Annotated in this window: 17 protein-coding genes and 12 tRNA genes; 18 read left to right on the plus strand and 11 right to left on the minus strand. The window is 43.9% G+C overall.

Translation table 11 applies throughout. The annotated features are described in order from the left end of the window. Nucleotides 1-15 precede the first annotated feature (15 nt). Nucleotides 16-969, plus strand: coding sequence for a thioredoxin-disulfide reductase (trxB, locus tag SVI_RS10795; protein WP_013051575.1), 954 nt, complete (start codon nt 16-18; stop codon nt 967-969). Between the two features lie 149 nt (nt 970-1,118). Here the strand turns inward: trxB and rplT are convergent, their stop codons facing one another. The 4 genes from rplT to thrS form a co-directional block, all read right to left on the minus strand. After that, nucleotides 1,119-1,478, minus strand: coding sequence for a 50S ribosomal protein L20 (gene rplT / locus SVI_RS10800; RefSeq protein WP_013051576.1), 360 nt, complete (start codon nt 1,476-1,478; stop codon nt 1,119-1,121). A gap of 17 nt (nt 1,479-1,495) precedes the next feature. Next, nucleotides 1,496-1,690 carry a 50S ribosomal protein L35 gene (rpmI, locus tag SVI_RS10805; protein WP_005503401.1) on the minus strand — a complete coding sequence of 65 codons (195 nt, stop codon included), beginning with the start codon at nt 1,688-1,690 and terminating at the stop codon, nt 1,496-1,498. An 83-nt stretch (nt 1,691-1,773) separates the two neighbouring features. Next, nucleotides 1,774-2,316: a translation initiation factor IF-3 gene (gene infC / locus SVI_RS10810; protein WP_041419881.1), complete on the minus strand. Its 543-nt coding sequence runs from the start codon at nt 2,314-2,316 to the stop codon at nt 1,774-1,776. 3 nt (nt 2,317-2,319) lie between these two features. After that, nucleotides 2,320-4,248: a threonine--tRNA ligase gene (gene thrS / locus SVI_RS10815; RefSeq protein WP_013051578.1), complete on the minus strand. Its 1,929-nt coding sequence runs from the start codon at nt 4,246-4,248 to the stop codon at nt 2,320-2,322. Nucleotides 4,249-4,545: 297 nt separating this feature from the next. On the opposite strand from thrS, the gene SVI_RS10820 reads away from it, so the two are divergent. From SVI_RS10820 to SVI_RS10830, 3 genes are all read left to right on the plus strand, one after another. Next, entirely contained in the window at nt 4,546-4,878 is a 333-nt protein-coding gene (locus tag SVI_RS10820) for a hypothetical protein (RefSeq protein ID WP_013051579.1), read from the plus strand. 181 nt (nt 4,879-5,059) lie between these two features. Further along, nucleotides 5,060-5,791 carry a pteridine reductase gene (locus tag SVI_RS10825; RefSeq protein WP_013051580.1) on the plus strand — a complete coding sequence of 244 codons (732 nt, stop codon included), beginning with the start codon at nt 5,060-5,062 and terminating at the stop codon, nt 5,789-5,791. An 88-nt stretch (nt 5,792-5,879) separates the two neighbouring features. Next, nucleotides 5,880-6,080: a CPXCG motif-containing cysteine-rich protein gene (locus SVI_RS10830; protein WP_041419882.1), complete on the plus strand. Its 201-nt coding sequence runs from the start codon at nt 5,880-5,882 to the stop codon at nt 6,078-6,080. Nucleotides 6,081-6,116: 36 nt separating this feature from the next. Here SVI_RS10830 and SVI_RS10835 read toward each other — a convergent pair whose 3' ends face one another. Beyond that, on the minus strand, nt 6,117-6,734 hold the full coding sequence (locus SVI_RS10835) for a riboflavin synthase (RefSeq protein ID WP_013051582.1): 618 nt from the start codon (nt 6,732-6,734) through the stop codon (nt 6,117-6,119). Between the two features lie 33 nt (nt 6,735-6,767). Between SVI_RS10835 and SVI_RS10840 the strand changes: the two genes are divergently transcribed. From SVI_RS10840 to SVI_RS10905, 14 genes are all read left to right on the plus strand, one after another. Then, a complete protein-coding gene (locus tag SVI_RS10840; RefSeq protein ID WP_013051583.1) occupies nt 6,768-8,141 on the plus strand; it encodes an MATE family efflux transporter in 1,374 nt (457 codons plus the stop codon). A 238-nt stretch (nt 8,142-8,379) separates the two neighbouring features. After that, nucleotides 8,380-8,456, plus strand: a tRNA-Val gene (locus tag SVI_RS10845). A gap of 43 nt (nt 8,457-8,499) precedes the next feature. After that, nucleotides 8,500-8,576: transfer RNA gene (locus tag SVI_RS10850), tRNA-Met, on the plus strand. A 43-nt stretch (nt 8,577-8,619) separates the two neighbouring features. Further along, nucleotides 8,620-8,696, plus strand: a tRNA-Met gene (locus SVI_RS10855). A 43-nt stretch (nt 8,697-8,739) separates the two neighbouring features. Next, nucleotides 8,740-8,816 (plus strand) — tRNA-Met (locus tag SVI_RS10860). A gap of 43 nt (nt 8,817-8,859) precedes the next feature. Beyond that, nucleotides 8,860-8,936, plus strand: a tRNA-Met gene (locus SVI_RS10865). 42 nt (nt 8,937-8,978) lie between these two features. Further along, nucleotides 8,979-9,055 (plus strand) — tRNA-Met (locus SVI_RS10870). Nucleotides 9,056-9,098: 43 nt separating this feature from the next. Continuing rightward, a tRNA-Met gene (locus tag SVI_RS10875) sits at nt 9,099-9,175 on the plus strand. 44 nt (nt 9,176-9,219) lie between these two features. Continuing rightward, nucleotides 9,220-9,296, plus strand: a tRNA-Met gene (locus SVI_RS10880). 43 nt (nt 9,297-9,339) lie between these two features. Continuing rightward, nucleotides 9,340-9,416, plus strand: a tRNA-Met gene (locus SVI_RS10885). Between the two features lie 43 nt (nt 9,417-9,459). Then, nucleotides 9,460-9,536: transfer RNA gene (locus SVI_RS10890), tRNA-Met, on the plus strand. Nucleotides 9,537-9,776: 240 nt separating this feature from the next. Further along, nucleotides 9,777-9,853, plus strand: a tRNA-Val gene (locus tag SVI_RS10895). Between the two features lie 32 nt (nt 9,854-9,885). After that, a tRNA-Val gene (locus SVI_RS10900) sits at nt 9,886-9,962 on the plus strand. A gap of 303 nt (nt 9,963-10,265) precedes the next feature. Then, entirely contained in the window at nt 10,266-12,956 is a 2,691-nt protein-coding gene (locus SVI_RS10905) for a bifunctional acetate--CoA ligase family protein/GNAT family N-acetyltransferase (RefSeq protein WP_013051584.1), read from the plus strand. 48 nt (nt 12,957-13,004) lie between these two features. Here SVI_RS10905 and SVI_RS10910 read toward each other — a convergent pair whose 3' ends face one another. The 6 genes from SVI_RS10910 to edd all read right to left on the minus strand — a co-directional run bounded on the left by SVI_RS10910 (nt 13,005) and on the right by edd (nt 20,693). Beyond that, nucleotides 13,005-14,036, minus strand: a complete 1,032-nt coding sequence (locus SVI_RS10910; protein WP_041419883.1) for a GGDEF domain-containing protein — start codon at nt 14,034-14,036, stop codon at nt 13,005-13,007. A gap of 144 nt (nt 14,037-14,180) precedes the next feature. After that, nucleotides 14,181-15,812, minus strand: coding sequence for a phosphoethanolamine transferase (locus SVI_RS10915; protein ID WP_041419884.1), 1,632 nt, complete (start codon nt 15,810-15,812; stop codon nt 14,181-14,183). 316 nt (nt 15,813-16,128) lie between these two features. Then, a complete protein-coding gene (locus SVI_RS10920; protein WP_013051587.1) occupies nt 16,129-16,548 on the minus strand; it encodes a MarR family winged helix-turn-helix transcriptional regulator in 420 nt (139 codons plus the stop codon). Nucleotides 16,549-16,656: 108 nt separating this feature from the next. Next, nucleotides 16,657-17,652: a CDF family Co(II)/Ni(II) efflux transporter DmeF gene (gene dmeF, locus SVI_RS10925; RefSeq protein WP_013051588.1), complete on the minus strand. Its 996-nt coding sequence runs from the start codon at nt 17,650-17,652 to the stop codon at nt 16,657-16,659. Between the two features lie 558 nt (nt 17,653-18,210). Next, entirely contained in the window at nt 18,211-18,852 is a 642-nt protein-coding gene (locus tag SVI_RS10930) for a bifunctional 4-hydroxy-2-oxoglutarate aldolase/2-dehydro-3-deoxy-phosphogluconate aldolase (RefSeq protein WP_013051589.1), read from the minus strand. Nucleotides 18,853-18,866: 14 nt separating this feature from the next. Beyond that, nucleotides 18,867-20,693: a phosphogluconate dehydratase gene (gene edd / locus SVI_RS10935; RefSeq protein ID WP_013051590.1), complete on the minus strand. Its 1,827-nt coding sequence runs from the start codon at nt 20,691-20,693 to the stop codon at nt 18,867-18,869.

Genomic DNA, 20,693 nt, shown 5'->3' on the forward strand with positions numbered 1-20,693 from the left:
AGCACGGAGAAAAGAATGAGTCAAGTTAGACACTGTGAACTATTGATTTTAGGTTCAGGCCCAGCGGGCTACACTGCAGCAGTATATGCCGCTCGCGCAAACCTCAAACCCGTTTTAATTACAGGTATACAGCAAGGCGGTCAACTTACGACCACCACCGAAGTTGAAAACTGGCCAGGCGATGCAGACGACCTCACGGGCCCTGCCTTGATGGAACGTATGCAGAAGCACGCCGAGAAATTTGATACCGAAATCATTTTTGACCATATTAATGAAGTCAATCTCGATGTCCGTCCGTTCCGATTGAAGGGTGACAATGGTGAATTCACTTGTGATGCACTCATCATCTCAACAGGTGCTTCAGCCATGTACCTTGGCCTAGATTCTGAAGAAGCATTCAAGGGTAAAGGCGTCTCAGCCTGTGCAACCTGTGATGGTTTCTTCTATCGTAACCAAAAGGTTGCCGTGGTCGGCGGCGGTAATACCGCTGTCGAAGAAGCTCTTTACCTCAGTAACATCGCCTCTGAAGTACACCTGATCCATCGCCGCGATTCATTCCGTAGTGAAAAGATCTTAACCAAGCGTCTTATGGATAAGGTTGAAAACGGTAACATTATTCTTCACTTAGACAACACATTAGATGAAGTTGTTGGTGATCAGATGGGTGTTACAGGCCTTAAGATGAAGAGTACTAAAGATGGTGCTATCTCAGAACTTGAATTGATGGGTGTATTCATCGCTATCGGTCACAGCCCCAATACTGGCATGTTCGAAGGTCAATTAGACATGAACCATGGCTATATCAAGGTACAAAGCGGCCTCAATGGCAACGCCACTCAAACAAGCATTGAAGGCGTTTTCGCCGCAGGTGATGTTATGGATCAACACTATCGCCAAGCCATTACCTCGGCCGGTACAGGTTGTATGGCAGCTTTAGATGCCGAACGTTACTTAGATGCGCTGAAGTAACTCGCGCTCTTTCAGTTAGTCATTTAGAAATAGTAGGCTATTGCCTACTATTTTTTTGCCTGTAATTTGATACAACTGCTTTCAATAACTAAATTACAGGCATAAAAAAAGGGACCCAAAGGTCCCTTTAATCAAGATGAATCAACTAATTACTTAGCTAATGCGTCTTTTGCTTTTTCAACTAAAGTTGTAAATACAACTTTGTCGAATACAGCGATGTCAGCTAGGATCTTACGATCGATTTCAATAGAGGCTTTTTTCAAACCATTAATGAAACGACTGTAAGAAAGACCATTTTGACGAGCTGCCGCATTGATACGTGCAATCCAAAGTTGACGGAATTGACGTTTCTTCTGACGACGGTCACGGTAAGCATATTGACCAGCTTTTGTTACTGCTTGCTTTGCAACACGGTAAGTACGTGAGCGAGCTCCGTAATAACCTTTGGCTAGTTTCAGTACTTTCTTGTGACGAGCACGAGCGGTTACACCACGCTTAACTCTAGGCATTGTTTATTGCTCCTTTATTAAGCGTATGGTAGTTGACGTGCAATTGCTGGCATGTCGGCTTTGCTAACTAAACATTTAGCACGTAAGTGACGTTTACGCTTAGTGCTTTTCTTGGTCAAGATGTGACGTAAATGAGCTTGCTTACGTTTGAAACCATTGGCGGTTTTCTTAAAACGCTTCGCTACACCCTTGTCAGTTTTCATTTTAGGCATTGCTAAAACTCCGCATTGGGATATTAATAAAACGCAAGGCGAGCAGAGACCTTAACGATCCCTACTACTTTTATTAGGCCTTACTATTTCTTTTTCGGCGCGAGTACCATCACAGCTTGGCGACCTTCCATTTTCGGGAAGGACTCAACTACTGCTATCTCAGCCAAATCATCTTTGATACGATTCAAAAGTTTCATACCAAGATTTTGGTGAGCCATCTCACGACCACGGAAACGCAGCGTAACTTTCGCCTTGTCACCGTCAGTTAGAAAACGATTCAGGTTGCGTAGTTTTACCTGATAATCGTTTTCATCGGTACCGGGACGGAATTTAACTTCCTTCACCTGAACGATTTTCTGCTTCTTTTTTTGTTCTTTCTGAGCTTTCGCTTTATCAAAAAGGAACTTTCCATAGTCCATTATACGGCAAACCGGCGGCTCAGCGTTAGGACTAATTTCAACCAGGTCTACACCAGCTTCATCAGCCAATTCCTGTGCTTCGCTAATTGAGACAACTCCAATAGGCTCACCTTCTAGACCGTTCAATCGTACTTCCTGCACGCCGGTGATGAGTTCGTTTATTCTATTCGGGGCCGCCTGGCGCCCTGCTGTTTTTTTGATCTTTATGACCTAATCCTCCAACAAAATGAGACTACGGAGCGAAATTTGTTTATTGATCTTGGCCGCGAACTCTTCGATTCGCATCTTGCCCAAGTCAACACCATCTCTGGTTCGCACCGCAACTTCCTTATTTTCCATTTCTTGATCACCAACGACCAATAAATAAGGAACACGCCTTAAGGTGTGCTCACGTATTTTAAAGCCTATTTTCTCATTCCTCAAGTCTTTAGAGGCACGAATTCCGTTTTCTTTGAGTAAATTGACTACTTCATCGGCATAATTCGACTGTTTGTCAGTAATGTTCATGACAACAACTTGCATCGGCGCTAACCAAGTCGGAAATTTACCCGCATATTCTTCGATAAGAATACCTAGGAAACGCTCAAGTGAGCCTAATATTGCACGATGAATCATCACAGGTGTCTGTCGACTGTTGTCTTCGGCAACGTAAGTGGCGCCTAAACGACCAGGAAGTGCATAATCGAGTTGCACCGTACCACACTGCCAAGCGCGATCTAAACAGTCATGCAAAGTGAATTCAATTTTAGGTCCGTAGAAGGCACCTTCCCCAGGTAAGATCTCAAATTCGATGTCATTGGCTGTCAGAGCTTGCTTAAGTGCTTCTTCGGCTCTATCCCACATCTCATCGTCACCGATACGCTGTTCTGGACGAGTCGAGAGTTTCACCACGATATTTTTAAAGCCAAATGTTTCGTAAGTGTCGTACACCATCTGAATACAGGCGCTGACTTCTTGTTGTACCTGATCTTCGGTACAGAAAATATGGGCATCATCTTGAGTGAAACCACGAACTCGCATTAAGCCATGGAGTGAACCCGATGGTTCATTACGATGACAACAACCGAACTCGGCCATACGCAGTGGAAGATCGCGATATGATTTAAGCCCCTGATTAAAAATCTGTACGTGTCCCGGACAGTTCATTGGCTTAATTGCATACTCACGATTTTCAGACTTAGTAGTGAACATGGCCTCTGAGTACTTATCCCAGTGTCCTGAGCGTTCCCAAAGTACGCGGTCCATCATTAGTGGACCTTTCACTTCCTGATAAGTGTACTGACCTAGCTTTTGACGAATGAAGGTCTCAAGTTCAAGAAATAACCTCCAACCATCATTATGCCAAAACACCATACCAGGCGCTTCTTCTTGCATATGATACAAATCGAGTTGCTTGCCTATCTTACGGTGGTCACGCTTAGCCGCTTCTTCCAAGCGATTCAGGTGTACCTTAAGGGCTTTCTTATCTGCCCATGCCGTACCGTAGACACGTTGCAACATCTTGTTATCAGAGTTACCGCGCCAATATGCACCGGCAACGCTCATCAACTTGAAGTTTTGACAAAATCTCATGTTTGGTACATGAGGTCCACCGCACATATCGACATATTCTTCATGATGATATAGCGCAGGCTGGTCATCTTGACTTATGTTCTCATCCAAGATGGCCATCTTGTACGTCTCGCCGCGTGCTTCAAATGTGTCGCGGGCGACTTGCCAGCTACCCACTTTTTTCTCAACTTTATAGTTTGTCTTTGCAAGTTGAGTCATGCGCTTCTGTAGCGCATCTATGTCTTCCTGGGTCAGCTTGTGCTCAAGATCGATATCATAATAGAAACCATTATCGATCACCGGACCGATAGCCATCTTAGCTTCTGGCCATAATTGCTTGAATGCATGACCGAGTAGATGAGCACATGAATGACGAAGTATCTGTACACCCTCTTCGTCTTTAGCTGTGATGATCGATAACTCAGAATCTGTGTCTATGATGTCGCAAGCATCTTTAAGCTCACCATTCACTCGACCGGCGATACAAGCTTTCGCAAGACCAGGGCCGATGTCGGCGGCAACATCTAGAGTAGAAACCGGGTTAGCAAACTCACGTTTGCTCCCATCAGGAAGTGTAATAACAGGCATGAAAAAATCCTTATCCAGTGGTGACCCCCACGTAGGGCCACTTGCTAATATAGAGTTAAAGTAGACGCGCCTATGGGGTAAGCCATTACAAGAGTCTTAATCACCTTAGGCGCAAGGGGCAATTCTACGAGATCTGTCCCCGTTAGTGCAAGCTTAAAACAGAGTAGATTTGGTCATGTCTGACTATTCAAACAAAAGCTAGTGTCATGATTTTAAAATTTTATTGTCACTTTTTCTTCATTGAAGTCACCTAACCTATGGCCATCTAATCAAGCTAGACAAATAAAGGAGGTTAAAATGCTAAATCTATTCCTACTAACAGGTGCATTACTGCAAACATCTACGTCAGGATTAAGCCTTCAGGAAAATCCCCCTGTAGTCGCCCAAATCACCGTAACCTCCAGTACTTTACTGGAAGAGAATATCAAAGAAGGTACACGTCTCTCCACCAGCCTTCACAGTGGACTCATGTTGGAGATTCAATCTAGCTTAGATGACCAATTTGAGCTGATGGTGACTTCACTCGACCTTGAGTTCGAGACTCGATATGCAGAGTTAAATTCCATCCATTTAAGAACGGCTCAAACCCCTAGCCATCCGATCAAACCCTATCCTTTACAGGCTGACTGAACCACTTCTAACCTGAGTACACTTATCTATGACTAAACATTATTAAAAGCGAGAGCGACAAGCAAAACACCTCGCCTCGCTTTTATTGCCCTCATTCTTTTAAGCTGACATTGCTTTCCCCCCCAGCTTTGAGGGAAGATGTTATTAGCAGTAACATCAATTTTCCCTAAGAGAGATAAACATGCAGCAATGGGCGTTAGTGACAGGAGCAGCAAAACGAATAGGTCGTGAGATAGCAATAAAACTGCACTCTAGTGGCTACAATGTCATTATTCACTACGCAACTTCAGCAGATTTAGCCCAATCACTGTGCAATGAACTAAACCAAATAAGGGAAAACTCTTGTGTCACAGTGCAAGCCTACCTTTCTACAGAGGAAGGCATAAACAAGTTAGTTAAGGCTGCGGCTAAAGAGACCTTGTCGATTGTCATCAATAATGCATCTGAGTTCTACCGGACGCCTTTAAACGACACTCAGTTTAAGGACAGCCAACATCTATTAACGGTTAACCTTCTGGCCCCCTATTATATAGCCCAAAAACTCTATCCTACATTAAGAGAAAACAAGGGGATAATCATTAACCTACTAGACATCCATGGCCAGAAACCACTTAAAGAACATGGGTTATATTCTATCTCTAAAGCGGCCTTACAGATGGCGACCTTGTCATTAGCCCAAGAGATGGGCCCAGATGTCAGAGTCAATGGCATAGCACCCGGCGCAATACTTTGGCCAGAAAATAGTCACTGTGATGCTCAAGAATCTATAATTAAACAAATACCTTTGGCTAAATGTGGTTCACCGGCAGACATAGCAAACACGGTTCAATTTTTAGTTGATAGCCCTTATATCTCAGGACAAATTATCGCTATAGATGGCGGCCGCACAGCGACAGGCTATCAAGGAGCATAAATATTTAAGGAGCGGCAATATTCAAGCTAAGGTGATTTACACTTTCAAAGTGATTCATTTGCTACAAATAGAAAGATAAGGAGTGTTTATGAAGTTTTCCACTCAAACAATCAGTTGCCCTCACTGCGGGCACCATCAACATATCGATGTCGATGGCACCTGCGGCGATCAAGATTATTATGACGATTGCCGAATCTGTTGTAATCCAATACATCTAAGACTGCACCTCGATGAGGCTCGCCATAAAATAGAGCTATATATTGATTCAGGTGACGAACAGATATACTGAAACTATCCCAAGAGTCGAATAAATACTCAGTAATAACTAGCCCTTGATGCCTCTTAGTGCAAGCACGCGCTCAACCGTATCGACTATCGCCTGTGTTTGACTGTCTATCTCTATATTCAATATGTCGCCGAGCTGGATCACATCCAGATTGGTTAGTTTTAATGTTTCCGGGATTAAATGCAGCATAAAACCATTGGCAGTAGTTTCCCCTACGGTAAGGCTACATCCATTGACTCCCACGAAGCCTTTATAAAGAATGTAATTCATCCACTTCTTATCGAGTTCAAGCTCGATATTATAATGTTGCTCTGTATTACTGAGCCCACGAACTTTTGCCTGAGTATGTATATGCCCAGAGAGAATATGCCCACCAATCTCACTGCCGAACGTTAGAGACCTTTCTATGTTCACCTGGGAACCAACTTGTAATTTTGTGAGATTGGTCACGGCCAATGTCTCTTCCATTACATCAAAAAACACCCTATCATCTTCAAGTCGTGTAACCGTTAAGCAGACCCCGTTGTTCGCAACACTTGCGCCTGTTATGAGCCCTTCACGTAATTCGGCTTCCATAGCGATCTCAAGCGTATTTAAGCCATCTTTCTTATTTATCGCAACCACTTCACACGTGGCTTGAACTATACCTGTAAACATTTTATCTCTCGTTAGTATTTAAGGCAGTTTTAAATGAATCAATTCGGCTTTCAGGCCAAACGTTTAGTACAACTAGCACTACCTGTACTCATAGCCCAAGTAACCCAAACTATGATGGGTTTTATTGACACTGTTATGGCGGGTCGAGTCAGTGCTGTCGATATGGCTGCCGTTGCAATAGGAACTAGCCTTTGGTTACCTGCACTGCTATTCGTTCAGGGATTATTACTCGCGTTTACCCCTGTGTTTGCCCATCATCATGGGGCAAACAACCAAAAAGCGATACAACCTCTGGCCTTTCAAGCTGCCTATATTGCCATAATAGGCAGTATAGGTGTGATCCTGTTTCTAAGTTTTGCTGAAACTATCTTTAACATTATGCAGTTAGATCCAGAACTGGCACATCTCAGTATTGGGTATCTCAACGGATTCACCTGGGGCGTACCTGCATACGTACTTTATCAAGTGCTTAGAGGCTGCAGCGAAGGCATCTCCTACACACTACCGACTATGGTGATAGGATTTGTCGGTTTGGCAGTCAATATCCCAGCTAACTATATCTTTATCTATGGCCACTTTGGCATAGAGCCTATGGGCGGTGCCGGCTGTGGTATTGCGACAGCTTTAGTATTTTGGGCCATGCTGATTTCTATGGTCATCTATATGCAACTGGATAAACGCTTTAAAGAGTTAGCGCCCTTTAAGTCATTCCACAAGCCACAATGGCAGACTATTTGGGATATGACTAAGCATGGGTTTCCCATTGCCATGGCGCTCTTTTTCGAAGTTAGCCTATTTGCTATTATTGCCCTCCTACTCGCTCCACTCGGGGCAAATGTTGTTGCAGGGCATCAAATTGCAATGAACTTTTCATCAATCGTATTCATGATCCCCCTTTCTATAGGCATCGCGGTATCCATACGTGTTGGTTATTATTTAGGCCAAGATAAAAGTGAGATTTCGGCACTGGTAACTAAAGTAGGCTTAATCATCTCTTTTACTCTAGCCATACTGACTGCAATTATCACTGTGCTTTTCAGAACTAAGATAGCCCATCTATATAATAGTAATCCCGAGGTGGTCACTTTGGCCGGAAGCTTAATGTTCTTTGCCGCACTCTATCAATTATCAGACTCGGTACAAGTTGTAGCCGCCGGTGCTCTACGTGGTTACAAGGATACTCGCAGCGCCCTTTATATTACTTTAGTGTCTTATTGGGCTATTGGCATGGTTATAGGTTACATACTTGCCAGAACAGATATTCTAGTACCTGCCATGGGCGCACAAGGATTCTGGATAGGATTGATAGCTGGACTCACGAGTGCGGCAATATTATTTGCACTAAGATTGCGTTATATCCAGAGGTCAGGTTTCAAAAAAGCAGCTTTAGAAGGTAACACTGCTTAGTAAACAAACCCACCGAGGGGATCATGAAGGCAAAACCTTCTAAATTATCGTTCAAAAATGACGAGGGAGACTAGTTTAGAAGACGATCCCCCCATATTTCGCACTAGAAAAGAGCAAGTTGCACAGCAAATAGTCGTTCAGTGAATAAATACATCTTTTTACTTGCAACCTAAGCACCATACTCCTACTATAGCGCTCGTTCCAAGGCAGTAGCCAAGTGAACAGATTGAAAGCTTATACAACCGTAGCTCAGTTGGTTAGAGCACTACCTTGACATGGTAGGGGTCGGTGGTTCGAATCCACTCGGTTGTACCAATTCTTTTTAAGTAGAATTAAAACAACTTATGCGTTTGTCGGACGCGGGATGGAGCAGTATGGTAGCTCGTCGGGCTCATAACCCGAAGGTCGTTGGTTCAAATCCAGCTCCCGCAACCAATTCTTTATAAGTAGAATTAAAACAACTTATGCGTTTGTCGGACGCGGGATGGAGCAGTATGGTAGCTCGTCGGGCTCATAACCCGAAGGTCGTTGGTTCAAATCCAGCTCCCGCAACCAATTCTTTATAAGTAGAATTAAAACAACTTATGCGTTTGTCGGACGCGGGATGGAGCAGTATGGTAGCTCGTCGGGCTCATAACCCGAAGGTCGTTGGTTCAAATCCAGCTCCCGCAACCAATTCTTTATAAGCAGAATTAAAACAACTTATGCGTTTATCGGACGCGGGATGGAGCAGTATGGTAGCTCGTCGGGCTCATAACCCGAAGGTCGTTGGTTCAAATCCAGCTCCCGCAACCAATTCTTTTTAAGTAGAATTAAAACAACTTATGCGTTATCGGACGCGGGATGGAGCAGTATGGTAGCTCGTCGGGCTCATAACCCGAAGGTCGTTGGTTCAAATCCAGCTCCCGCAACCAATTCTTTTTAAGTAGAATTAAAACAACTTATGCGTTTATCGGACGCGGGATGGAGCAGTATGGTAGCTCGTCGGGCTCATAACCCGAAGGTCGTTGGTTCAAATCCAGCTCCCGCAACCAATTCTTTATAAGCAGAATTAAAACAACTTATTGCGTTTATCGGACGCGGGATGGAGCAGTATGGTAGCTCGTCGGGCTCATAACCCGAAGGTCGTTGGTTCAAATCCAGCTCCCGCAACCAATTCTTTATAAGCAGAATTAAAACAACTTATGCGTTTATCGGACGCGGGATGGAGCAGTATGGTAGCTCGTCGGGCTCATAACCCGAAGGTCGTTGGTTCAAATCCAGCTCCCGCAACCAATTCTTTTTAAGTAGAATTAAAACAACTTATGCGTTTATCGGACGCGGGATGGAGCAGTATGGTAGCTCGTCGGGCTCATAACCCGAAGGTCGTTGGTTCAAATCCAGCTCCCGCAACCAATTCTTTATAAGCAGAATTAAAACAACTTATTGCGTTTATCGGACGCGGGATGGAGCAGTATCAAACTACTCGGACTCAACTCTTTACGAAATCAAGGCCAAGGTCGTTGCCCTGCTTTTATAAAAAGTAATCCAGATCCTGTAAGGAATTATTTTATAAATCTCTTCAAAGAGAAGTGGTGAAGGTGTTACCCTCCCCCTTATAAATAGTATTCCGGAATCGCAAACAATTTAAACAATACAACCGTAGCTCAGTTGGTTAGAGCACTACCTTGACATGGTAGGGGTCGGTGGTTCGAATCCACTCGGTTGTACCAATTGTTTATAGATAAGATTTAAGTTACACGATACAACCGTAGCTCAGTTGGTTAGAGCACTACCTTGACATGGTAGGGGTCGGTGGTTCGAATCCACTCGGTTGTACCAATTCTTAATAGAAGAATATAAATTTATAAGTAGCCAGCTAAAGCTGGTTTTTTTGTGTCTAAATTCTACAGCCGTCAACTGACAGCATTCATAAATTCTCTTCAGATAAAATTATTCCTAGCATCTCTGCAAGCAAATTGATCCCGGCTCAACTCAGTCTCATTAGACTTGATGACTTAAATAGTCTTCATCAAGGTCATTGTTTACGTGTCTGGTATCAGGGTAAATTGTACTCATCTCTATCTTAAACTCTGTTACATTAGAATAATGTAGTGGATCATGCAGTGATAGAAGGAAGCACTAATGAGTCAGCGTACGTTACATAGCCTATTTAACCCCAAGTCCGTCGCCATTATTGGAGCATCAAATACCGAAAAGCGTGCTGGAAACGTCATCATGAGGAACTTACTCGCAGGCGGTTTTTCTGGTCCTATCATGCCAGTAACCCCAAAGTACCAAGCTGTACTCGGTGTCCTCGCCTACCCCAGTATTGAAGCTCTGCCATTGAAACCTGACTTAGCCATAATCTGTACCGCAGCGGACAAGGTACCAAGCATTGTCGAAACCTTAGCTCAGTTTGGCTGTAAGACTGCCATTATTAATGCTTCGGGTATGGGCCAACAGGTAGATGAGATGGGCATAAACCTGCTAACTCTGGCCAAAAATAATGCTAAGCGCTACGGCATGCGCCTCCTTGGACCAAACAGTTTAGGTATGATGCTGCCTAATTTAGGCTTAAATGCCAGTTTGGCTCATACCAGTGCATTACCAGGGAAAATAGCCTTCGTGTCACAATCCGCGGCAATATGTACTACGGTACTCGATTGGGCCAATAATAAAGGGATCGGCTTCTCCTGTTTTATTTCTCTGGGTGATACTACTGATATCGATTTTGATGAGCTTCTCGATTATTTAGGCAGAGACTCACGCACCAGTGCAATCATGCTTTATATCGATTCTATTAGCGAGAAGCGCCATTTCCTCTCTGCCGCACGCGCGGCTTCACGTAATAAACCCATATTGGTAATAAAATCTGGACGTAGTTTAGAGGGAACCAAGGCTGCTAAACTTCACACAGGTGGACGCACGGGCAACGATGCAGTTTATGAAGCCGCTTTCCGACGCGCCGGTATGCTGAGGGTTAATGACTTAATCGAACTCTTTGCCGCCGTAGAAACCTTAGCTCACTCCTCCCCACTTCTCGGTGAACGGCTGGCCATTATCACTAATGGAGGTGGGCCTGCGGTACTCGCTTTAGACCAACTCATGCTCGGCGGTGGGAAATCAACTCAACTTGATGATGAGAATTTCCAAGCCCTCAACCAAGTACTCCCCTCGACGTGGTCAGGGCAAAACCCGATAGATATTGGCGGAGACGCCGATGCAGAACGATATACTAAAGCGGTTGAAATCATGATGGACAGTAATTTAGCTGATGCCATCTTGGTGCTGCACTCGCCTTCAGCACTGGGGGATAGCGTAGAAATAGCCGACCGATTATCTAAGATGGTCGCTAACCACCCTAATAGAAAAAAGGTCAATATCCTCACTAACTGGAGTGGCGAAGACGCCGCTTATCTGGCACGTAAATATTTTAATAAAGCCGGGCTGCCAACATACCGCACACCAGAGGGAGCCGTAGGTGCCTTTATGCATATGGTTGAGTACCGAAGAAACCAGAAACTCCTGCAAGAAGTGCCTCAATCGATACCGGATAACATTCCAACAAATGCATACAAGGCGAAAGCGGCACTCACAAAAGCCAAACAACGAGGGAAAAAAATCTTAGAAACCCATGAGTCTCAAGAGATCTTAAGTGCCTATGGCTTAAAAACCATTGACACCTATGTCGCCCAAGATCCTCATTCAGCAGCAGAAATAGCACAAAACGTTGGCTATCCGGTAGCCTTAAAGGTGCAATCGCCTGATATTCAACATAAATCAGATGTCCATGGAGTCATGCTCAACTTAAGCACTAAAGAAGAGGTGATGCAGGCTGCAATTGCCATTAAAGAACGTGTGTTATCGGCAAATCCAGATGCTCGTATAGAAGGCCTTTTAGTACAGAAGATGGCATTAACAGCCGGAGCCCAGGAGATCCGTGTCGCGGTCATCAATGACCCTGTTTTTGGTCCAGCAATCTTACTCGGAGAAGGTGGCTCCGAATGGGAACCGTCAACCGATGCTGTGGTTGCTCTGCCCCCCTTGAACATGACTTTAGCCAGGTACATGGTGATCCAAGCACTGAAAACGAAGAAACTTAGAGATCGTCATCTTCCTTTGGGCCTGGATATGAATGCACTCTGTGTGATGTTGACACAAATATCTCATCTGGTGATCGATTGTCCCGACATCGCCAGTATGGATCTTAACCCTGTGCTATGTGCAGGCGAAAATATTACTATGCTAGATGTGAGCATACAGCTCAATGAGTTCCCCCAGGATAACGCCTCTCGTCTCGCCATTTCCCCCTACCCCAAGGAGCTGGAACAAATCGCTAGATTGAAAAATGGTCAAGAAGTGATGTTGAGGCCCATTTTGCCGGAAGATGAACCTAAGCATCTGGCATTCGACAACTCTCTGTCTGATGAGGATAGGTATAAACGCTACTTCGGTGTACGCTCAAAAATGACCCACGAAGAGATGGCGGTGTTAACTCAAATCGATTACGCCCGGGAGATGGCCTTTATTGCCACGTCCAGAGGCGAAGATGGAGAAGAGATAACCTTAGGCGCAATACGGGCCTCAATCGATCCAGATAATACCCAAGCTGAATTTGCAATGGCTGTGAGGAGTGATCATCAAGGACAAGGCTTAGGCAGACTCTTGTTAGAAAAGCTGATCGCATACTACAAGACTAATGAAACTCAAGAACTCACAGGATTTACCATGTTTGAGAATCGCAGTATGGCGAATCTGGCCAAACGCCTTGGTTTTACTGTGACCTTCGATATGGAAGAGCGCTTAATCAGGATGGATATGCAGCTGAAATAGCTAGCCATCAAGATATCAGGCTAATTAAAAGCCTGATATCTTGATGCATTACTCACTACAAACACAGTTTCTTCCCGACGACTTAGCGCGATAAAGTGCTTCATCGGCCCTGACAAAATAGCTTTCTCGATTGTCACCAATATTAAGAGTCGATACTCCCAACGATACGGTAATGGAACCCAAAGACAATTTCTTATCCTTGCCTAAGGTTAATTTACGCTCAGATATCGCTGTACGTAGCTGCTCGGCCACAACCAATGCATCTGTTAGCTGTGTATTAGGTAGCAAGATAACAAATTCTTCGCCTCCATAACGAGCAACAAAATCGGTCCCCTTCACCACTTGTTTCAAGGCTAATGCCACATAGGCAAGCACTTTATCCCCGACTAAGTGACCATGAGCATCATTAAACCGTTTAAAATGATCGATATCTATCAAGAGCATACAACTTGGAGACTGAGATTGAGTATATTTTTGCATGTGCTTCATCACTTCATCCTCGAAACTACGCCGATTATTGAGTGATGTCAGTTGATCTGTCATGGCCACCAGGTTTAAGTTTTCCATCTCGCTTTTTAGCGAACTCACCTCATCACGCATGATATTTAAGCTGCCCTGCATCTGCTTATTACTTAACACCACGCCTTCTATATTATCGACTAGGCTATTGATAAGTGTGTTAAGTACTTCGACATCGGGTTTTTGTTTCAGCTCTTGGCTAAAATCAGATAAAGTGTTGGAAAAGTTAGCTGTACCTTGAGTCAACTTACTGACTTTGTTCAGTAAACTATTAATGATGATTTGAGTTTCAATTTGGACGTTCTCGATCACTTCCGGTGATTTTTCTTGAATAAAATTCTGGTGAAGCCCATCATTCACTTCCGTACAAAACGTAATACCGTTTGAGATAAGACCATCGATGGCACGTTTAAGGTCTAAATTAATCCCCAGATAATATTCATACCAAACAGCGTAATTGACCGGTGTGACGGGAATATTGAGTTCAGACATTTTAGGCACTGCATGCCTAAGGATTTTTGCAGACAATTCGATATCTGTCAGGTGTTTCGCTAAATTCATGCTTCCACCGCCCTGTGAATAATTGTTAGTAAAATTCTGTATGGATCTCGTTAGCGCTGAGGACCCACTCACAATTGAGTAATACTTAGTGACTAACAATAAACAAAAAATAGGATGTTGCCATCCCCTTTATTCATAATTTACTTAATTAGCCAATCTACACCCACTGAACATATCCATTTTTTTATCATAGACTTGGGTTTTTATGTTCATAATCCCCAGTAAAGAGTCAAAAATATTATCATGGGAAAAGCCACCGACTCTGGCCTTTTTCCTGAGACAAGTCATGTCTAAGCTATTTTCAGATGCAAAGTCATCAGAAAACCAGGTCAACATAGGGACGTGTGTCTGTTCGTCTGGGGCAATGGCATAGGGTGCGCCATGTAGGTACATGCCTTTTTCACCCAATGATTCCCCATGGTCTGACACATAGATCATGCCGGTATCGAATCTCTCTTGTTGATCTATAAGTTTCTCGACGACTTGGGCAAGAATATAGTCGGTATAGAGAATGGTATTATCATAGTTATTCATCAAAGCTTCATTACTGCAGTTTTGAATATCACTTCTTTGACAGTCAGGGGTAAACGTTCTGTGCTCCTCAGGATAGCGTAAGTAATATGTCGGCCCATGAGAGCCCATGATGTGTAATACCAACAAACTATCCTGATCCTTGAGTTCTGCCAGTGCTTTATCCAACTCATTCAACAACACCTGATCTAAACAGTTGTGTCCATTACAAAGCTTAGGATAACTATCTAGCTTGACGATCAGATGTGGCACCCTATTACATACCCCTTTACAGCCACTGTCATTATCGAGCCACAGCAGTTGTATACCGCCATGTTGTAAAACATCCATGACACCATCTTGTGCCTTGGCTTCTCTGGCATCATAGTCTTTGCGGGTCATCTTAGAAAACATACAAGGCACAGAAACTGCGGTAGCCGTACCACATGAAGTCGTATTCATGAATGCTGTCAGTCCGTAGGGCTTGGTATACGTGTTAGTGGGTTTATCATAACCATAATATTCATAGTTCATCGCTCTGGCAGTTTCACCTAGGACCATCACCACCAAGTTGGGTTTCTTGTTCGTGTCTTTGGTCACATTAACCGCGTCTAAACCTATTTGCTTATACTCTAATGGAGTCTGTAAATAGTTGGTATTGGTATAATTAACTATTGAACCAAGTACATAAGTCGGAATTATGAAACGTTTTAACTCATCGTTATTACGACCAAAAGACACGTAATTCTGATAATAAAAGAAGCCAATGACCCCGATACCAACAAGCATTAGTAGCATGAAAGCAAATTTATACAATAACTCCTTAATCACAGGCTTATATCTGATGTTGAGTTTACATATTGCATAAGAAGGTAATAAGCCCGTAAACAGAAAGTTGACCACTGATGACAAGTTAATATAGGTAGACGCCTCAGCCGAATTTGTCTGCACAGCATTCTCAATCATCCCATAGTCAAACACGACACCGTATTGCAACGCCGCAAAAAACACACTGGAAGAAAGTAAGGTAAGGCAAATGAAAAAGGGCTTTAACAGGTATTTAAAACTAAATAATGAAAAGAGAAAGCTAAAGGCCAATATTAAAAATACGGGAAGCGTCGCAATAAACAGAGGGTCTACTTCCCCCTGTTTCGCTATGCCTGTTTGTACTATCCTGAAGAAAGGTATGTTGAACACAACAACATAGAAAACAGAGATGAATAAAGTAAATTGAATAACTGTTGGATTTTTAAAACGAGATAGCACGCAGACTCTCACTTACTAGATAATAGAAACATAAATGCAGTTAATAAAAAATGCAAACCTAGTACTTTATGCAAGCATGTTAGCAAGCTCTTAAAGCCGTTGAAACTAAGATCCTGGCATATCGACCTAGCCATACTAATTGGAGTACAGGTTGGCTCTATCGACACCGGACAATCGGCACTAAGCTAAAGCATGGGATAAGCTTACCTAGCTAGCTGTGAAAAAAATGTGCAAAAAGAACCAGAGCCTTTCACTAAATAGTGTAGACCTTGTAGCCCTATAGGAAGGCTTGATCGCCAACATTCAGTCAAATATATTAAAATTCAGCATTGATGCGTTTCATAAAATTAAGTAGCTGCATTCTCTCCGCATCAGAAAACTCAGCAGTAAGCTCTGCCGTTAGCTGCAGATGCAAAGCATCATGCTCTCGAAACAATTCTTGTCCTCTTGAACTGAGTTCAACTAAGATTGAGCGTCTATCCGACTCGTGGGGCTTACGAGTTACTAGATCAGATTTAACCATCTTATCTATTTGTACCGTCAGTGTACCTGTGGTTACTCCAAGTTTATCTGCCAGCTCCTTCATCCTCATAGCCCCATGGCCACCTAAGATTTCAACCGTGTGGATCTGAGGTAAACTGTAGCCATTATCTTTCACCACAGCCTGTTCCCAGGAAGAAAGTTTTTCATAGAACTCAACCATGACATGATTTAACTGATCTTCAGTAGACTTCATTTGCTTCTCTTAGATTTGATCATCGCAAGATGTATGTACTTATGACAAACCGCCATAAGCACATATTATACAATTCCACTCATAATTTTGGTGAGATTGGTATTAACTTTACCCGCTACATTCTGCCTGATTTGAGGTATTAACTTCAATGGTCAAATGATTAAGACGGGTAAACTGACTCAGTTTTTCCCTGTAAAAGTCTGTTTCTTCGGGCACTCGAGTTACTATGGCAATTTCGGCAGCATAGTGATCGGCGCTTATTCGCCATACATGAATATCCGAAACTTCATCTTGGGTATCAGACTCGATAGCCTGAACTATCTCTTGCTTGTAGTCATTTTCGATACTCGCATCTAACAGTATCGGTGCCGTTTGCTTTAATAACTGCCACGCCCACCTGGTGATGATAATCGAACCGACGATCCCCATGATGGGGTCTAACCAGTTTAATCCGTAGAGTTTACCCAACAATAGGGCACCGATGGCGAGTATTGATGTCAGTGCATCCGCAAGCACATGGAAGTATGCGGCCTTTAAATTATGATCATGAGTCTGTTCATGGGCATCTTCTGCAACATGACTATTGGAATGGGAATGATCATGTGAATGACTGTGGGAGTGGCCATGAGAATGATCGTGTGTGTGATGATCCTTTAATAGAAAAACACTGATCACGTTCACGGTAAGTCCGATTATGGCAACCATAATAGCCTGGTTAAATTGAATCTCATGTGGACTAAAGACTCGCATAACAGACTCTACTAACATGATGATTGCCACTAAACCTAAGGCTATGGCACTGGTAAAGCCACCTAGCACACTGACTTTACCCGTACCAAAGGTGAATTCCGGGTTATTAGCATGTTTTCTTGAGTAATTAAATGCAAAAAGTGTGATCATAAATGCAGCGGCATGGGTTCCCATATGCCAGCCATCAGCCAATAATGCCATGGAGCCGTAAACAGTTCCCGCAGTGATTTCGGCAACCATGGTCACCACAGTCAAGTAGAGTACATAACGGGTATTACGCTCCCCGGCATCGCTGACCGATGAAAAATTATGTGTGTGTTGCCATTTTTCTGAAGCATGACTTATTTTATTCATCTCAAACCTTTATCAGATAGAAAGTTACATGTAAATAATCGGCCGACTGTCGGCTGGAACTCGCTACAATTTCGGTGTCCAGCCAGTTACCTTGATTATCAAACATAACAACTTTAATATAGTTTGATACTCAAAGTATATCTTGATTGTGTCAATTTGTGACTCACAGTGAAGTATTTGTATTGTTTATCAGATGCAGGAATGATTTTTGATGTCTTGGATATAATATTGATTACTTGTAAAAAAGACTATTCACTGAGCCGAAGACGTTTACAAAACGGAATCAGAGCCCCCTCTCCAGCACTCAATAGCAAGCATTGCAACTATGGAAGTTTAGCGGTTAGGTAAATGACATCATCAAATGCCAATATAGTTTCTACTCGGACCCAACAGCTTTGTCTTAGACTCTTTAGTCTAAGAATCACCAAGTATTACTCTGGTTAGCCTAAATTTAGGCATAAAAAAAGCTGCCATTGAGGCAGCCTTTATCATAGGTATTGCTAATACGAATGCAGCATTAAAACCCGCACTGTTATAAGCATGCCCTTAGCACTCGGCTCAGATCCCGCTTATGGCTTCTTTACAGAGATCTGTAATACGAGACCAATCACCCTGCTCCATCGCATCTGTCGGAGCTATCCAGCTACCACCAATACAATCGACATTCTTAAGTGCCAGATAATCGCGATAGCTGCTCGGTGTTATTCCACCGGTTGGGCAGAAACGAATGTCAGCAAGTGGGCCAGAGAAAGCTTTGAGTGCATTGACTCCGCCCGATGCTTCGGCTGGGAAGAACTTAAAATTAGTATATCCAAGTGACATACCCACCATCACTTCAGAGATACTGGCAACGCCCGGTATCAAGGGAATATTCCCCGCCATCGCCGCTTCAAGCAAGCTAGGTGTCGCACCCGGGGTGATAATAAATTGAGCTCCGGCATCGACAGCTTGCTGCAGTTGTTCTTCATTTAAGACAGTGCCTGCACCGACAAGTGCATCGGGAACTTCCTTAGCAATTTTGGTGATAGCTTCTAGCGCACAAGGCGTACGTAAGGTCACTTCCAGTACACTGATCCCGCCGGCAACAAGTGCCCTGGCCAAAGGAACGGCATCTTCTATCTTATTGATCACCATGACAGGAACAATAGGGCTGCGTTTAAAAATATCTTGTGGTTGTAATGACCAGTTATTCTCAGGCATTCTTTACTCTTCCTTTAAAAGATTTCGTCGATGGCGCTGGTGCAGCGAGCACCTGTTTCAGGACTACTTAAATTTGATCTTAATGCACCGAATAACTCTCGGCCCATACCGTAATTCGTTTTACGAAGCTCAACTTTTTCCGCCACGCGCGTCGCTAATTCTGCGTCACTAACCAATAGGGTAAGCTCACCAGTTAATGCATCGACACGGATCATGTCACCGGATTGCACCTTGGCAATCAAGCCACCATCGAGCGCTTCAGGTGTAAGGTGAATAGCTGCAGGCACTTTCCCCGAGGCTCCTGACATGCGACCGTCGGTCAATAGAGCGACCTTAAAACCACGATCTTGAAGTGTCCCAAGTATTGGAGTGAGCTTATGTAACTCAGGCATACCGACAGCCTTAGGGCCCTGCCCCTTGACGACAACGACACAATCTTTATCAAGATCGCCAGCTTTAAAGATGGCTTCGAGTTTATTTTGGTCATCGATGACAACCGCTGGAGCCTCAACAACTCTATGTTGCTCAGATACAGCAGACACCTTGATGACAGCGCGGCCCAAATTACCTTTTAGCAGTTTCAAACCACCGTTGGCTTGGAATGGCGCCGTAACCGAAGTTAATACCTCGGCATCCAGACTGGTGACTTGACCTTCTACCCACTTAATTTCGCCATCGATTAATCTCGGCTCTTGGGTATAACGACGAAGTCCATAACCCGCAACTGTATTGACGTCTTCATGGAGCATACCCGCATCGAGTAGCTCTTTAATTAAGAAAGCCATACCGCCTGCGGCGTGGAAATGGTTGATGTCCGCATGGCCATTCGGATATACCCGAGCAACTAGGGGCACAGCATCCGATAACTCTGAGAAATCATCCCAGTTGACTATGACTCCGGCAGCACGCGCAGCCGCGACAATGTGCATGGTAAGGTTAGTCGAACCGCCTGTGGCCAATAGCGCGACGATCCCATTTACGATGGATTTCTCGTTTACAATCTCACCGATAGGCGTGTATTGAGTCCCCATCTCAGTCAGGCGACAAACTTGCTTTGCAGCAGTCTTGCTGAGCACTTCTCTTAATGGATCATCTGGATTAACAAACGACGAGCCAGGTAATTGCAGACCCATGACTTCGAGCATCAACTGGTTGCTGTTAGCCGTACCATAGAAGGTACAAGTACCAGCACTGTGATAAGAGGCTGATTCAGCTTCGAGTAACTCTGCTCTGTCTACCTTACCTTGAGCAAATTTCTGACGAATACGGGCCTTCTCTTTGTTAGGAATGCCTGATTTCATCGGACCAGCAGGCACAAATAACATAGGCAGATGACCGAAGCTCAGGGCTCCGATTAACAGACCCGGTACGATTTTGTCACATATACCCAGTAACAAGGCACCATCGAACATGTTATGAGACAGGCCTATTGCAGTCGACATAGCAATGACTTCACGGCTTAGAAGACTGAGTTCCATGCCGGGTTGACCTTGAGTCACACCGTCGCACATGGCTGGCACGCCAGCTGCAACCTGGGCCACACTACCCACTTCGGCGCAGGCTTGCTTCAAAAGGTCCGGATAGCTTTCATAGGGCTGGTGAGCCGAAAGCATGTCGTTAAATGACGTAACTATGCCAATGTTAGCCTTCGTTAGGCCTTTGATTGATTGCTTATCATCTGGATTACAAGCTGCAAAACCATGAGCCAAGTTACCACAACTCAAAGAGCTGCGATGAACGCCTTTTTGTTTTGCTTCATTGAGCGCCGCCAGGTATTTAGCTCGTGACACTTTGCTGCGTTCGATAATCCTATCGGTTACAGATTGTACAACTGCGTGCAT

It is taken from the genome of Shewanella violacea DSS12, from assembly GCF_000091325.1.
Classification (GTDB): Bacteria; Pseudomonadota; Gammaproteobacteria; order Enterobacterales; family Shewanellaceae; genus Shewanella; species Shewanella violacea.